Source organism: Thalassospira sp. CA1 (genome assembly GCF_059052855.1).
In genome coordinates, this window is sequence record NZ_JBZCIA010000003.1 from 185,024 (window position 1) to 199,281 (window position 14,258).

The 14,258-nt window shown below is 56.0% G+C and carries 15 protein-coding genes; 9 read left to right on the forward strand and 6 right to left on the reverse strand.

What is annotated here, in order from left to right:
• Positions 1–15: 15 nt before the first annotated feature.
• The 4 genes from AC5Q5A_RS07670 to AC5Q5A_RS07685 are packed head-to-tail and all read left to right on the forward strand — an operon-like array spanning position 16 to position 3,987.
• Entirely contained in the window at positions 16–1,026 is a 1,011-nt protein-coding gene (locus AC5Q5A_RS07670) for an ABC transporter permease subunit (protein WP_493894865.1), read from the forward strand.
• Positions 1,027–1,039: 13 nt separating this feature from the next.
• Positions 1,040–1,975, forward strand: a complete 936-nt coding sequence (locus AC5Q5A_RS07675) for an ABC transporter permease subunit (RefSeq protein WP_493894866.1) — start codon at positions 1,040–1,042, stop codon at positions 1,973–1,975.
• A gap of 3 nt (positions 1,976–1,978) precedes the next feature.
• Positions 1,979–2,992, forward strand: coding sequence for a dipeptide ABC transporter ATP-binding protein (dppD, locus tag AC5Q5A_RS07680; RefSeq protein WP_493894867.1), 1,014 nt, complete (start codon positions 1,979–1,981; stop codon positions 2,990–2,992).
• The gene (locus AC5Q5A_RS07685; RefSeq protein WP_008891559.1) at positions 2,992–3,987 is read left to right on the forward strand and encodes a peptide ABC transporter ATP-binding protein; all 996 of its coding nucleotides are present in this window, start codon (positions 2,992–2,994) and stop codon (positions 3,985–3,987) included. Before dppD ends, AC5Q5A_RS07685 begins: the two co-directional genes overlap by 1 nt.
• Before the next feature lie 113 nt (positions 3,988–4,100).
• Here the strand turns inward: AC5Q5A_RS07685 and AC5Q5A_RS07690 are convergent, their stop codons facing one another.
• The 6 genes from AC5Q5A_RS07690 to AC5Q5A_RS07715 form a co-directional block, all read right to left on the reverse strand.
• On the reverse strand, positions 4,101–4,748 hold the full coding sequence (locus AC5Q5A_RS07690; protein ID WP_493894868.1) for a LysE family translocator: 648 nt from the start codon (positions 4,746–4,748) through the stop codon (positions 4,101–4,103).
• Positions 4,749–4,826: 78 nt separating this feature from the next.
• Positions 4,827–5,330, reverse strand: a complete 504-nt coding sequence (locus AC5Q5A_RS07695) for a cupin domain-containing protein (RefSeq protein ID WP_064782137.1) — start codon at positions 5,328–5,330, stop codon at positions 4,827–4,829.
• A gap of 101 nt (positions 5,331–5,431) precedes the next feature.
• Entirely contained in the window at positions 5,432–5,929 is a 498-nt protein-coding gene (locus tag AC5Q5A_RS07700) for a copper chaperone PCu(A)C (RefSeq protein WP_493894869.1), read from the reverse strand.
• 75 nt (positions 5,930–6,004) lie between these two features.
• Positions 6,005–6,478: a DUF2946 family protein gene (locus tag AC5Q5A_RS07705; protein WP_493894870.1), complete on the reverse strand. Its 474-nt coding sequence runs from the start codon at positions 6,476–6,478 to the stop codon at positions 6,005–6,007.
• Positions 6,479–6,632: 154 nt separating this feature from the next.
• Positions 6,633–8,030: a class II fumarate hydratase gene (fumC, locus tag AC5Q5A_RS07710; RefSeq protein ID WP_493894871.1), complete on the reverse strand. Its 1,398-nt coding sequence runs from the start codon at positions 8,028–8,030 to the stop codon at positions 6,633–6,635.
• A 161-nt stretch (positions 8,031–8,191) separates the two neighbouring features.
• Complete coding sequence (locus AC5Q5A_RS07715) at positions 8,192–9,037, reverse strand: DeoR/GlpR family DNA-binding transcription regulator (protein WP_493894872.1); 846 nt, start codon at positions 9,035–9,037, stop codon at positions 8,192–8,194.
• Positions 9,038–9,194: 157 nt separating this feature from the next.
• Here AC5Q5A_RS07715 and phnD point away from each other — a divergent pair, with 157 nt between their 5' ends.
• From phnD to glpD, 5 genes are all read left to right on the forward strand, one after another.
• The gene (phnD, locus tag AC5Q5A_RS07720; protein WP_082923482.1) at positions 9,195–10,193 is read left to right on the forward strand and encodes a phosphate/phosphite/phosphonate ABC transporter substrate-binding protein; all 999 of its coding nucleotides are present in this window, start codon (positions 9,195–9,197) and stop codon (positions 10,191–10,193) included.
• Between the two features lie 82 nt (positions 10,194–10,275).
• Positions 10,276–11,073 carry a phosphonate ABC transporter ATP-binding protein gene (phnC, locus tag AC5Q5A_RS07725; protein ID WP_008891551.1) on the forward strand — a complete coding sequence of 266 codons (798 nt, stop codon included), beginning with the start codon at positions 10,276–10,278 and terminating at the stop codon, positions 11,071–11,073.
• The gene (phnE, locus tag AC5Q5A_RS07730) at positions 11,070–11,876 is read left to right on the forward strand and encodes a phosphonate ABC transporter, permease protein PhnE (protein ID WP_493894873.1); all 807 of its coding nucleotides are present in this window, start codon (positions 11,070–11,072) and stop codon (positions 11,874–11,876) included. Before phnC ends, phnE (AC5Q5A_RS07730) begins: the two co-directional genes overlap by 4 nt.
• Positions 11,870–12,694, forward strand: a complete 825-nt coding sequence (phnE, locus tag AC5Q5A_RS07735; RefSeq protein ID WP_493894874.1) for a phosphonate ABC transporter, permease protein PhnE — start codon at positions 11,870–11,872, stop codon at positions 12,692–12,694. Before phnE (AC5Q5A_RS07730) ends, phnE (AC5Q5A_RS07735) begins: the two co-directional genes overlap by 7 nt.
• Position 12,695: 1 nt before the next feature.
• Positions 12,696–14,216, forward strand: a complete 1,521-nt coding sequence (glpD, locus tag AC5Q5A_RS07740; RefSeq protein WP_493894875.1) for a glycerol-3-phosphate dehydrogenase — start codon at positions 12,696–12,698, stop codon at positions 14,214–14,216.
• The last annotated feature ends 42 nt before the right edge of the window (positions 14,217–14,258 follow it).

Consider the following 14,258-nt stretch of genomic DNA (forward strand, 5'->3'; position numbering starts at 1 on the left):
TAAAGGCCCGATGGCATGCTAGGATTCCTGTTTCGCCGTTTGGGGGACATCATCCCGACCTTCTTCGGTGTCACCCTTTTGGTATTCTTCCTGATCCGCCTCATTCCCAGTGATCCCATCCTGATGATGGCTGGTGAACGTGGTGTCGATGCTGAGCGATATGCAGAGCTTCAGGCTCAGTATGGTTTCGACCAGCCACTGATCGTTCAGTATTTCGATTATCTGATGGGCGTATTCCAAGGGGATCTTGGCAAATCCTTTGTCACCAAGAAACCTGTTCTGGACGAATTCCTGACCCTGTTCCCGGCGACGGTCGAACTTGCAGTCATGGGTATCCTGTTTGCTGTGATCCTTGGCATTCCGCTGGGGGTGCTTGCCGCCATTAATCGCGGGAAGTGGCTCGACCACCTGACAATGTCTGTATCCCTTACAGGCTACTCGATGCCGATTTTCTGGTGGGCGCTGCTTCTGATCATGTTCTTCTCGACCACCTTAGGCTGGACGCCGGTCTCGGGTCGAATATCGGTCATGTATTTCTTTGAGCCGGTCACAGGTTTCATGCTGATCGACAGCCTTCTGAGTGGTGAGAAAGGCGCTTTCATCAGTGCACTCAGCCATATGATCCTGCCTACCGTTGCGCTCGGCACTATTCCGATGGCAGTGATTGCGCGTATGACGCGCTCCTCGATGCTGGAAGTGCTGGGCGAAGAATATATCCGCGTTGCACGCGCCAAAGGTTTGGCACCGATGCGGGTAATCATGGTTCATGCGCTGCGTAATGCCCTGATCCCGGTGATCACGGTGATCGGCCTTCAGGTCGGCGTGCTGCTGGCTGGTGCAATCCTGACGGAGACGATTTTCTCTTGGCCGGGTATCGGCAAATGGATCATCGAAGCCATGAACCGTCGCGACTATCCGACCATTCAGGGCGGCATTCTGATGATTGCCTTCCTTGTGATGGCCGTGAACCTGATCGTTGACGTTCTGTACGGGATTATTAACCCCCGTATCCGTTACAAGCGCTAAGGAGAGCTGTGAGATGAGCGAGAACACCACCCCGTCCGCAGCGCACGCCTCAAACGTTGCCGAAGCAGCCGTTGAGCCCGTCGGCGCACCGCCGAGCCCGATGCGCGAAACTTGGGACTATTTCAAAAAGAACCGTGGTGCCTTTGCCGGTCTGATCGTCATTGCGGTCATTCTGTTTCTGGCCGTGACCGCACAATGGATCGCACCGTTCGATCCGGTGGCACAGGACCGTACCGCGTTTCTGAAACCGCCGATCTGGATGGAAGGTGCCGATCCGCGTTACATCCTTGGCACCGATGCGGTTGGCCGTGACATCCTGTCGCGCCTGATCCACGGCGCTCAGTTGTCAGTTTCGATCGGCGTCGTCGTCGTGATCCTGTCGATGATTGCCGGTATCGTGCTTGGTATGGTTGCCGGTTACTTCCGCGGCTGGATCGAAGTCGGCGTCATGCGCCTGATGGACATCATGCTGGCCCTGCCCAGCCTGATCATGGCGCTGGCGATTGTTGCGATCCTCGGCCCGGGGCTTGAAAACGCGATGCTGGCCATCGCCATAGTCCAGTTGCCGCACTATGTGCGCCTGACACGTGCCTCGGTCGTATCGGAACTAAACAAGGAATATGTCATCGCATCGCAGATTGCCGGTGCCGGTCATGTCCGCCAGATGTTCGTCAACATCCTGCCGAACTGCATGGCACCGCTGATCGTGCAGGGCACGCTTGGTATTTCAAGTGCGATCCTTGATGCTGCTGCCCTTGGCTTCCTTGGCCTTGGCGCGCAGCCGCCGCTGCCGGAATGGGGCACCATGCTGTCCGAGGCCCGTGAATTTGTGGGTTCGGCTTGGTGGGTGATCACCTTCCCCGGCCTTTGCATCCTTGTCACCGTGCTTGCCTTCAACCTGATGGGTGATGGCCTGCGCGATGCCCTTGATCCCAAGATGAAACGGTAAGTCATGGCTCTTCTCGAAGTAAAAAACCTGACAGTCGAGTTCGGCTCCGAAGACAAGCCGTTTCGTGCTGTTGATTCCGTAAGCTATTCTGTTGATCGTGGCGAAGTCCTTGGCATCGTCGGGGAATCCGGTTCTGGTAAATCGGTTTCATCGCTTGCCGTGATGGGTCTGATTGATTTTCCTGGCCGCGTTTCGGCGGATGCCCTGACCTTTGATGGTCAGGACCTGATCACCATGCCGGCAAAACGCCGCCGCGAGATCACTGGCAAAGACATTGCCATGATCTTTCAGGATCCGATGTCGGCCCTTAATCCGTGCTTCACGGTCGAAGCCCAGATCATGGAGGCCCTTAAGGTCCATGAAGGCGGCAACAAGAAGCAACGCCGTGAACGCACGCTTGATCTTTTAAACCAGGTCGGCATTCCCGATCCGAAGTCGCGCATGACCGCCTACCCGCATCAGCTGTCAGGCGGCATGAGCCAGCGTATCGTCATTGCCATGGCTATTGCCTGCAACCCGCGCCTTCTGATTGCTGACGAGCCGACCACGGCCCTTGATGTGACCATTCAGGCCCAGATCATCGATCTGTTGCTGAAACTGCAAGAAGACAGCGACATGGGCCTGATCCTGATCACCCACGATCTGGCACTGGTGTCGGAGGCGGCCAACCGCATTCAGGTGATGTATGCCGGTCAGCTGTTTGAAAGTGGCCCGGCTGACAGCATATTTGCTGCTCCGCGCCATCCCTATACGCAGGCACTGCTCGAAGCGCTGCCGGAACGTTCCGAAGGCCATGACCGTCTTCGCACCATCCCCGGCGTGGTTCCCGGTCAGTATGACCGCCCGCAGGGCTGCCTTCTGGCACCGCGTTGCCGTTATGCCAATGAACAGTGCGTGAAATCGCGCCCGGAGGTCACCGACTTCAATGGCCGCGATGTACGTTGCTTCTATCCGCTAAATGATCAGGGCCAGCCGACCGGCCTGACCGCTGATACGACCACCGGGGAGACTGTGTAATGAGTTTTCTGGATACCAAACCCGGTGTTCCGCTTCTGGAATCCGATGATCTTGTCCGTCACTACGAGGTCAATCGTGGCTTTGGCAAACCCAGTGCCATGGTCAAGGCGCTTGATGGGGTTTCCTTTACGCTTGAGTCGCAAAAGACCCTTGCGGTGGTCGGCGAGTCCGGTTGCGGCAAATCGACGCTTGGCCGTCAATTGACCCTGATCGAAAAGCCGACCTCGGGCGCGCTGAAACTGAATGGCAATGCCGTTGGAAATCTGTCTGACAAGGAAGCCAAACAGTTCCGCCGCACCGTTCAGATGATCTTCCAGAACCCGTATGGGTCGCTGAACCCGCGCAAAAAGGTTGGCCAGATTTTGGCCGAGCCGGTTCTTTTGAACATGGATAATCTTGGCCGCAAGGAACGTGAAGAACGCGTCCATGCCACCATGGCAAAGGTTGGCCTGCGTCCGGAATTCTATCAGCGTTATCCGCATATGTTTTCCGGTGGTCAGCGTCAGCGTATCGCGATTGCCCGTGCCCTTATCCTTGAACCGAAAGTCATCGTCGCGGATGAGCCGGTATCGGCCCTTGATGTATCGGTGCAGGCACAGGTTCTGAACCTGATGATGGACCTGCAGGAAGAGATGAATGTCGCTTATGTTTTCATCTCGCATGATCTTTCTGTCGTCAGACATATTGCAGATGACGTCATGGTGATGTATCTCGGTCGCGTCGCTGAAAAGGGACCAACTGACGAGATCTTTGCCAAGCCGCTGCACCCCTATACACGGGCGCTTCTGGCGTCGGCACCAAAGATTGATCCGACACAACGTGTGAAGGCAGAACCGCTGACCGGCGAGTTGCCATCACCGATCAACCCGCCATCGGGCTGTGCGTTCCATAAACGCTGCCCGTTTGCGACCGAGGAATGCGCAAAAGTTCGCCCGGAACTGCGCAATTTCGAGGGCCGCGAAGTGGCGTGTCATCGGGTCGAAGAAATCGCCTGACAACAGGCGATCGCCCGGAAAGCCTAACAGCTATCCAGGTAGACAAGGGAGCAAGGGGGCGCGCTTTTAACAAAGCTGCGCCCCTGCGCATTTCTGAGGATATCTTGCCTGAACTAGGCCGTCGTGCGTGACCGGTCGGTGAGTGCAAGCAAAACACCCGCCCCGACCAGAAGCGTGCCCGAAACACGGTTGAGCATCCGCATATGTCGGGCTGACTTGATCAGGCCCTTAACCTGCCCGCCCAACAATCCATAGGCCAGCAAAACGCTGGTTTCCATGGCAATGAATGTCACCCCCATGACGGTGAATTGAGGTCCGTATGCCACCGCCGGGTCAAGGAATTGCGGGAAGAAGGCCGTAAAGATCAGAATCGCCTTGGGATTGCCAATCGCGGTCAGGAATTCGGTCTTTGCCAGATTAAACGGCCCCGGATTGATCATAAGCTCGACCGGGCCAGTCGTTTCATCACTGTCATTGACCTTGGCAAACCAGCTTTTAAGACCAAGCCAGACCAGATAAACCGCCCCACCCCATTTGATCACAAGGAAGGCCGCTTCACTGGCGGCCAGCACAACACCAAGCCCGGCCGCAGTCACCACAATCATCAGGGCAAAGGCAACAATACGGCCAATCCCGCCCACGGCAGCAGACGATACGCCGTACCGCGCGCCATTAAACATCGCGAGAAGATTATTGGGACCGGGGGCCATCGCCAACGCGATTGCCGCCCCGGCAAAAAGAAGCCAGGTGTCGAGCTGCATGGGGCTATTCCTGTATTTCGGGGTTGGTGGCCACACCAAACAACCCCAAGTTGGTGACGACGTACTTTCGCCTGAAATTCAGTCGCGCGTCAATGCCGCAATCAGCTCCGACGCGGCAGGCCATTTCGCTGTCAATGCCGCGCGTTTACCCATGGAGAAATCGGCGAAATCAAACCCCGGCGCAACGGTGCAGCCCAAAAGCGCAAACTTGCCACCGGGTTTAAGCCGCGCCCCCTGCCAGACATTTTTCGGCACCACCATTTGCGGTTTCTGCCCGGCCAGCAAATCCTTGCCGATCTCGACCCGCTTGTGGGTGCCGTCTTCAAACAGCTGAAGCTGTTCGACGGCATCCCCGATATAGTGGTGGAAAATCTCGTCACTGGTCAGGATATGCATGCCTGAAAAAGTGTCGGGCGTCAGAAGGTAATAGATCGCCGTTCCCGTGCTGCGCACACCGAGATACCGGTTACCGGGATTACAGGTTTCAAACGCCCTGAAGGTCTCGGCGTAATAGCCGCCCTCCGGATGGGGTTGCAGGCCAAGCTTGGCGATCAGATCGTCAATAGTGATGTCATCAGACATGATGGGCTCCCTGTAACCGACCGTTTTGGTTGTCCCATCATGACGAAAAAAGGGGGTCGGCGCAAACCTTCCCCCTTTGAATATTCGGTTGCCGCGCAACCTTAGTTGCTGTTCATTTTCATCTTGCCATGACCATGCCCCATGCCGGCACCACCGTTCGGCCCCATCGCCATGGTGTTAAGAACATCAATGGTCACAGGCACATCACCGGCATTCTCGAATTCCAGCGTGATGTCGATTTTCTCGCCTTCTTCAAGCGGCTTGTTCAGGCCAATGAACATGACGTGATAGCTGCCCGGTTTGAACTGCACAGAACCATGCATCGGCACTTCAACGCCGCCCTGAACTTCACGCATCTTCATGACATTGTTTTCCATGATATGGGTGTGAAGTTCGGTGCGTTCTGCAAGGTCACTGCGCACGCTAACAATGCGGTCGGCAGCCCCGGTATTCACAACATCAAAGAAGGCCGCACCATTACGCACCATGCCCTTGGATGCCTTCGCCCAGGCATCCTTGACTTCGATATCGGCAGCAAAGGCGTTGGTGACGATAAACAGCGACGCCACGGTCGCAAAAATTGCAAAAAGCTTTTTCATGATAGTCCATCCAATAAGCAGCCTGCATCCGCAGGTCTGCGATTTCAGTAATCGTGTTTTGGTTCGTCTTTGAAATCAGATGGAAAGCGGGGGTGCCCGGGAATGGCGACCGCGCGGGATGTCATTAACCGCGACAAAGGCAATTGCCTTGGCATAGCTGACATCATGAATGACCGGCACCGGCGCGACATAGGGCAAATCAATCGCCGCCATCGCCCCGTGATGGTTTGCACAAAGCGGGCAAAACGCATGGGCCGGCATTTCGTCAGCTTGACCTGACGCATTTGATGCCACGACACCTTCAAGCGTCTCAACAGATACAAGCTTGATGCCAGCCGGGGTGCAAATAAGAACGTAATCACCACCTGGCGCAATTTCCGCTGCGGATGCGGTTGCAACACCGGTGGCCTGCCCGCTGAGCAATGCCGGGACAAGCCCGGACTGGGTCACACCCGCAAACAGGATAACAAACGCCACCAGCCATGTCTGAACGACACGGCGCAGAGAAATTCCGCCCGAACGGCGATTATGGCGTTTGCACGTGATCATGGGTTGGATATGCCCGATTTAAACCACACCTGCAATGACATTGATCATTGCAGGGGGTCTGTTTCGCCCAGACGTCTGGATACTTTTCATGATGCGGAAACATAAGGCCGGGTGCGATACCCGGCCTTGTTTTTCGATACCTTAAGACATCACGTCAGATCATGTCGCGGGCCTGAACCAGCTCATCAAAGCGATCCCCATCAAGGAAACCAAGCGCGATGCAGGCTTCCTTCAGGCTGCTGCGTTCCTTGTGGGCCTTCTTGGCCACGGCCGCCGCATTGTCATAGCCAATATGCGGTGCCAAGGCGGTCACCAGCATCAGGCTTTGTTCAACATAGTGCGCGATCTTTTCCTGATCGGCCTCAAGCCCGGCAATGCAGTTGTCGGCAAAGCTGACCGATGCATCGGCAATCAGGCGGATGGATTGCAGCAGGTTATAAATAATCACCGGCTTGAACACGTTAAGGTCCAGATGACCGTTCGAACCACCAACCGTGACCGCAACATGATTGCCCATCACCTGCGCGCAGACCATGGTCAATGCCTCGGCCTGGGTCGGGTTGACCTTGCCCGGCATGATTGATGATCCCGGCTCGTTGGCGGGCAGGACAAGTTCACCCAAACCGCAACGCGGCCCGGATCCAAGCAGACGGATATCATTGCCGATTTTCATCAGCGACGTCGCCAGCACATTAATGACACCCGACATCTCGACACAGGCATCATGGGCGGCCAGTGCTTCGAACTTGTTTTCCGCCGTTTCGAACTCAAGCCCGGTGATTTTTGACACCTGTTTGGCAAATTCGACGTCAAAGCCATCCGGTGCATTCAGCCCGGTACCAAGGGCCGTACCACCCTGTGCCAGTTTACGCAGGCGCTTAAGCGCATCGTCGATCCGGTCCAACCCCAGTGCGATTTGCGCGGCATAACCGGAAAATTCCTGCCCCAGGGTCAGGGGAACCGCATCCTGCATATGGGTGCGGCCGATTTTGACGATATCGCCAAATTCTTCGACCTTCGCGTCAAGGGTCGTTCGCAGGTGCTTAAGGGCGGGTTTCAGCTTTTCCTCGATCTCGACCACGGCGGCGATATGCATGGCAGCCGGAAAGCTGTCATTGGATGACTGCCCGCGATTGACATGGTCATTGGGGTGGACCGGTTCGCGCTTGCCCATCGGTTTGCCCAAAATCTCGCACGCCCGGTTGGCGATAACTTCATTGGTGTTCATGTTGGTCTGGGTACCCGATCCGGTCTGCCAGACGACCAATGGGAAGTGATCCAAAAGCTTGCCTTCGGCAACTTCGGATGCGGCGGCCTCAATCGCCTTGGCCAGTTCCGGATCAAGATTATCAAGGGCGGCATTGGCGCGCGCCGCGGCCAGTTTTTGAACCCCGAACGCCTTGATCAGGGCATCAGGCATGCGTTCACCGCCAATGCGGAAATTCTGTCTGGATCGCTGGGTTTGCGCCCCCCAATACCGATCAGAAGGCACATCAATTTCGCCCATGGTGTCCTGTTCGGTACGGGTGGTCACTGGATTGGTCACGATCATAATCCTCCGTGTCAGAAACAAACTGACCGGGGCGGGAACCCGGCATTCAACACAATAATGCGCTGTGCCGGGAAATATGGTTTGGAATCAGGACGAACGCAAACTCAACCGCGACCAAATTGCGGTTTGACGGATCTATTTATCGGTTTAGGCCAGTCGGTTCATGCCAGGCCATGTTTTTCATCACACCACGCCAAAAGCCGTATTCCCGCCCGTTCAAGCTGGGATGCGAATTCCGGTTCGGGTCTGCGATCCGTGATGATGCCGGTAAGCGCTTCAAGCGGGGCGACATTTTCCAGATAGCGTTGATCAAACTTCGTATGATCAACCATCAGCCAGGTTTCATCAGACCGTTCCATCATTGCGCGTTTAACGGCCACCGCCCGGCGGTTAACGTCACTAAAGCCCTGCCGGGAAATGCCCGATGCCCCGATAAAGGCAATGTTGGCATGGAAACGGCGCAGATATTCGACGGTATCGTTGCCATAGACCGCGTTTTCACGACGATCAAACTGGCCCGGACACATCAAAACATCATCATGATCGGCAAGCTCGGCCATGCCATGCACCACCGCATAGCAGTTGGTCAGAAACGTGCGTGGCAGTTTTGTCGTGCGGGCTGCCAGAAACGGCGCAATCTGGGCCACGGTTGATCCGGCATCAATCATTGCCACATCGCCGGACCGCACCATGTCAGCCGCCAGCATGCCAATGCGTTCAAACCCGGCCACCGCCGATAACTGGCGTTCCGCCAGATCGGGCTGATGGCCCATGGGCCGGGCCGATGCGCCGCCGAACTCGCGTTTGATCAATCCATCGCGGCTCAGCGCGTCAAGATCACGACGGATGGTTTCGGTTGCAACATCGAATCGCTCTGCAAGTGTGGCAACTCTCACATGAGGGTGAACCTGTAACTCTTGCAGAATACGACGCTGCCGCTCTTTTTTTCCCAAACGCAAAGCCACATCCCCCTCAGTTATGGCCGGTTTTGTGCCAATAGCAGGCATCTTAGCAACCCTGAGCGAAACCTTTTGTTACAGTTTTGTGTTGATTTTCCAACTTTTTCAAATTCATAATGTTGATTAAAGCAACAATAAAAACAACAAAACCACATTCAAAAACGGCGGAAAGCCGTCATTCACAGGGAAGAAAGGTTCGAAAACAGTGTTTTCAATTCCGAAAAAAACCGACAGTTTAAAGCTCACCACCCTCCTTGCCGCAATCGGCATGGTCGGCATGGCATCCACCCCGGCCGCGGCGGCAGATGACTGCATCGCACGCGGCGATCTTGACCCGATGTATTGCGACATGGATGGCGACCTTGTTGCCGATGCCCCGCCCGCAGACCAGCAGGTCGATCCGGACACCCTTGTTTTTGCATATACCCCGGTCGAAGACCCGGCGGTTTATGCCGATATCTGGGACCCGTTCCTGCAGCATCTTGAAGAAGTCACCGGCAAGGACGTTCACTTCTTTGCCGTTCAGTCGAACTCGGCAGAAGTCGAAGCCATGCGTTCAGGCCGCCTGCACGTTGCTGGCTTCTCGACCGGCCCGACCCCGTTTGCCGTCAACCTTGCCGGTGCGGTTCCGTTTGCCCTGATGGGTGCGGATGATGGTCGCTTTGGTTACACGCTTCAGCTCTACACCCGTGTAGACAGCGGCATTGATACCCCGGCTGACCTTAAGGGCAAACGCGTTGCTCATACCTCGCCGACCTCGAACTCCGGCAACCTTGCACCGCGCGCACTGCTTCCGGGTCAGGGCATCGTTCCGGAACAGGATTACGAAGTTGTCTATTCCGGTTCGCACGATCAGTCGATCCTGGGCGTTGTCGCCGGTGACTATGACGCAGCCCCGGTCGCGTCTGAAGTTGTCGAACGTATGGCCCAGCGCGATCTCTATGATCCGAACGAAGTCAAAATCATCTATGAAAGCAAGCCTTTCCCGACCACTTCGTTCAACTATGCCTACAACCTGAAGCCGGAACTGGTCGAAAAGATCAAGGAAGCCTTCTTTACCTTTGACATGAAGGGCACCGCCCTTGGTGAAGAATTCAAGGGTGTGTCGAAGTTCCTGCCGATCACCTATCAGGAAGACTGGGCGGTTATCCGCGAAATTCAGGCTGCCAACGGTGTGAAATACACCCCGGACAACCTGAAGTAATTCCTGATTTTCCAATCGATCCGAACTTTGCAGGGCCTGCCAAGGCAGGCCCTGTGCCACCCATTTCATTCGGGGTAACGCAATGCTGCGTATCAAAGAACTTGTAAAACGCTATGGCGAAGAAAAGGCAGTGTTGAAGAACCTGAACCTTGAAGTGCCGGGCGAAAGTGTTGTTTCCATCATCGGCGCATCAGGTGCGGGTAAAAGTACCCTTCTGCGTTGTATCAACCGCCTTGTCGAACCCTCTTCGGGCTCCATCGAACTCAATGGCACGGAACTGACCAAGCTTGAAGGCAAGGCACTGCGTCTGGCACGCCGTCGCATCGGCATGGTGTTTCAGGGCTTCAACCTGATCGACCGTTTGACGGTGATGGAAAATGTGCAATCAGGACGCCTCGGCTATCTTCCGGCATGGCGCGCGGTAACCCGCAAATACCCGCAGGAAGACATTGATCGCGCCTTTCATCTGATGGAACGCGTCGGGATCGCCCATTATGCCGATAAACGTGCCGATGAACTTTCCGGCGGCGAACGCCAGCGTGTCGGTGTGGTCCGCGCCCTGATGCAGGAACCTGAAATCCTGCTGGCCGATGAACCGACCGCATCGCTTGATCCGAAAACATCCCGTCAGATCATGGAACTGCTGCGCGCGCTCGCATCCGAGCTGCACCTGCCGGTTCTGATCAACATTCATAACGTCAACGAAGCCAAGGAATATACCCAGCGGATCGTTGGCATGCGCTTTGGTCGCATCATTTTCGATGGCGAGCCGGTCGATCTGACCAATGACGCCATGGACGATATCTATGCCGGTGTGCCCGCCGAAGAACGCGGCGACGCCGAAAGCAGCACCCACCTGCGCGAGGTCGCCGCACGATGAGCAGCACCGTTCAAAAAACGGGCCGCACATGGAAGAAGCCCCCCTTTATTGCCAACCCGATGTTGCGCTGGGGACTTCTGATTGCTGTTGTTGCCTATGTCTGGTGGGCCATCACAACCCTGCCATTCGACTGGGATCGCATCCAGGACGGTGTCCCGCGTGCGATCCGCATCTTCAAGGGCGCCTTCCCGCCAAGCTTCATACGCGGCGAGTTGCTGTTTGACGGCTTCATGGAAAGCATCAAGATTGCCATTGTCTCGACCCTGCTCGGTCTGGCACTGAGCGTTCCGATTGCCTTTGCATCGGCGTCAAACATCGCACCGAAATGGCTTTATACCATCGGGCGTGGCGTGATCATCGTTGCCCGTTCCTTCCATCCGGTCATTGTCGCCATCCTGTTTGTCAAAGCCGTCGGCTTTGGCCCGCTGGCAGGCATTCTGACGCTTACGGTCTATTCCATCGGTTTCGTTGCCAAAATGCTGGCCGAACGGATCGAGGAAATTGACTGGGGCCAGGTCGAGGCGATCCGTGCAGCCGGCGGGGCGACGTTCGTCACACTTCTGTATGCTGTGATCCCGCAAATCATGCCTCGTCAGATCGGTCTTTCGATCTATCAGCTTGATAGCAACCTGCGCGCCTCTGCCATTGTTGGCATCGTTGGTGCGGGCGGTATCGGATCGACCCTTCTTAATGCCTTTGGGCGTTATGACTATGACTTTGCGCTGGCGATTACCCTTTGCATCATCGGTGTAATCCTTGTCAGCGAGGCCATCAGCGGCCGGATCAGGAGGAACCTATGGTAGCCACCACCCAACCTACCGGACCGGAAGCAATCGCCAACCGCGAATGGTCCCGCTACACCACCAAGGAGCGCTGGCGGCGTTATGGCCTGACCGCACTGGTCGCACTGGCCGTTGTCTGGTCCTTATCGACGATCAACATCATCTGGCCGTGGCTTTGGGATGCCCCGGAACAGATGGGCGATCTGCTTGCCCGCATGTTCCCGCCGTCTCTTGAAGGCTGGCAGGAAATCGGCTGGACGCTTTTGGAAACCGTCAATATCGCAACCATCGCGACCTTCTTTGCCGTGTTCCTGTCCCTGCCGATTGCACTGATCGCAGCCCAGAACACCACACCGAACCGTTTCACGCTTTGGCTTGGCCGGTTCATTCTGGTGTCGTCGCGTTCTGTTAACACCATCATCTGGGCGCTGCTGTTTGTGGCTGTGTTTGGACCGGGTGTTCTGGCCGGTATTCTGGCGATCATTTTCCGATCCCTTGGCTTCCTTGGCAAATTGCTGGGCGAAGCGATCGAGGAAATCGACCGTGCCCCGATCGAGGCACTGGAATCTGTTGGCGCATCGCGTTTCAAGATTCTGGTCTATGGCGTCATTCCGCAAGTCATGCCGACCTTCTTTGCCGTATCCATTCTGCGCTGGGACATCAACCTGCGTGAAAGTACGGTTCTGGGTCTGGTTGGGGCTGGCGGGATCGGCATCATCCTTCAGGGGGCGATCGATACCTTTGCATGGCAAACGGTTGCCACGATCCTTCTGGCGATCATTGGTCTGGTCATTATTGGCGAAGCCATTTCAGCTTACCTGCGTAAAAAGGTGATCTAACGTGACCGGAACTTACGACCTTCTGGTCGTTGGCGGCGGCATCAACGGAGCTGGTATTGCCCGTGATGCCGCCGGTCGCGGGCTTTCTGTTCTTTTGGTCGAACAGCGCGACCTTGCCTCGGCCACCTCTTCTTCTTCGACCAAACTCATCCATGGCGGTCTTCGATATCTTGAACATTACGAGTTCCGTCTGGTGCGCGAAGCACTTCAGGAACGCGAAGTTCTGTTGGCTGCTGCCCCACATATCATCTGGCCTTTGACATTCGTTTTGCCCCATCACCGGGGCTTGCGTCCGAAATGGATGCTGCGTGCCGGGCTGTTTCTTTATGACCATCTGGCAAAACGCAAACGCCTGCCCGGGTCACGTGCCGTCTCGTTTAACGGCACGCCGGAAGGCCAACCGTTGAAATCTGATTACGCGGGCGGTTTTTCCTATTCCGATTGCTGGGTCGATGATGCCAGGCTTGTGGTCCTCAATGCACAGGATGCGCAAGCACGTGGGGCTGACATCCGAACCCGCACCAGATGTGCATCACTGGTCCGTCATCACGATCACTGGAATGCCGAACTGACCGGGCCTGATGGTGCCCCGCAATCGGTCAGTGCCAAATCCGTGGTCAATGCCGCGGGGCCATGGGTCACCGAGATGGTCGAAAATGCCGGACTTGGCAAAAAGGCCGCCGGTCTTCGACTGGTCAAGGGCAGCCACATTGTGGTTGCGCGCATTCATGACCATGATCATTGCTATATCTTCCAGAATGGCGATGGTCGCATTGCCTTTGCCATCCCCTATCAGCAGGACTACACCCTGATCGGCACCACCGATGTTGCCTATAACGGCGATCCGGCACAGGTCAAAATCAGCGATCAGGAAATCGACTATCTGCTGGATCTGGTAAACGGCTATCTCGCCAAACCGCTTCGCCGCAAGGACGTGGTTTGGGATTATTCCGGTGTGCGGCCGCTTTATGATGACAAGAACGACAATGCGTCGGCGGTAACCCGCGACTACGTGTTCGATCTTGATACAGGCGATAGCGGCAGCGCCACCCCGATCCTGTCGATCTATGGCGGCAAAATCACCACTTATCGCAAGCTTGCCGAACATGCGATGCAGAAACTGGCCCCGGTTCTGGGCAACGATGCCAAGGACTGGACGGCAAATGCCATCCTTCCCGGTGGCGACATGCCAGACGGCGATTTTGATGCGTTCCTTGCCAAGGCCAAGGCAACCTATGGCTGGTTGCCACGCGCATTGCTGTATCGGCTGGTGCGAAGCTACGGCACGACAATCAGCAAGATCATTGGCACGGCGACATCGCTTGGCGATTTGGGCACAGAGGTCGCGCCGAACCTTTATGAAGCTGAACTCCACTACCTGATGACCAATGAATGGGCGTGTCGCGCAGAAGATGTTCTGTGGCGCCGGACCAAACTTGGCCTCGGGATGCAGCCTGATCAGGTCGATGCCATCGAAAAATGGTTTGCCGCCCAAACCCGGCTTGATCGGGCTGCGCAGTAATCCTCAGAACGAGCAACCTGCAGACATCAAAAAAGGGCAGTG

Excerpts from the sequence above, each read along its gene's own strand:
- AC5Q5A_RS07670 (WP_493894865.1), top strand. The coding sequence starts at position 16 with ATGCTAGGATTCCTGTTTCGCCGTTTGGGGGACATCATCCCGACCTTC.
- AC5Q5A_RS07675 (WP_493894866.1), top strand. The coding sequence starts at position 1,040 with ATGAGCGAGAACACCACCCCGTCCGCAGCGCACGCCTCAAACGTTGCC.
- dppD (WP_493894867.1), top strand. The coding sequence starts at position 1,979 with ATGGCTCTTCTCGAAGTAAAAAACCTGACAGTCGAGTTCGGCTCCGAA.
- AC5Q5A_RS07685 (WP_008891559.1), top strand. The coding sequence starts at position 2,992 with ATGAGTTTTCTGGATACCAAACCCGGTGTTCCGCTTCTGGAATCCGAT.
- AC5Q5A_RS07690 (WP_493894868.1), bottom strand. The coding sequence starts at position 4,748 with ATGCAGCTCGACACCTGGCTTCTTTTTGCCGGGGCGGCAATCGCGTTG.
- AC5Q5A_RS07695 (WP_064782137.1), bottom strand. The coding sequence starts at position 5,330 with ATGTCTGATGACATCACTATTGACGATCTGATCGCCAAGCTTGGCCTG.
- AC5Q5A_RS07700 (WP_493894869.1), bottom strand. The coding sequence starts at position 5,929 with ATGAAAAAGCTTTTTGCAATTTTTGCGACCGTGGCGTCGCTGTTTATC.
- AC5Q5A_RS07705 (WP_493894870.1), bottom strand. The coding sequence starts at position 6,478 with ATGATCACGTGCAAACGCCATAATCGCCGTTCGGGCGGAATTTCTCTG.
- fumC (WP_493894871.1), bottom strand. The coding sequence starts at position 8,030 with ATGATCGTGACCAATCCAGTGACCACCCGTACCGAACAGGACACCATG.
- AC5Q5A_RS07715 (WP_493894872.1), bottom strand. The coding sequence starts at position 9,037 with ATGCCTGCTATTGGCACAAAACCGGCCATAACTGAGGGGGATGTGGCT.
- phnC (WP_008891551.1), top strand. The coding sequence starts at position 10,276 with ATGCTGCGTATCAAAGAACTTGTAAAACGCTATGGCGAAGAAAAGGCA.
- phnE (WP_493894873.1), top strand. The coding sequence starts at position 11,070 with ATGAGCAGCACCGTTCAAAAAACGGGCCGCACATGGAAGAAGCCCCCC.
- phnE (WP_493894874.1), top strand. The coding sequence starts at position 11,870 with ATGGTAGCCACCACCCAACCTACCGGACCGGAAGCAATCGCCAACCGC.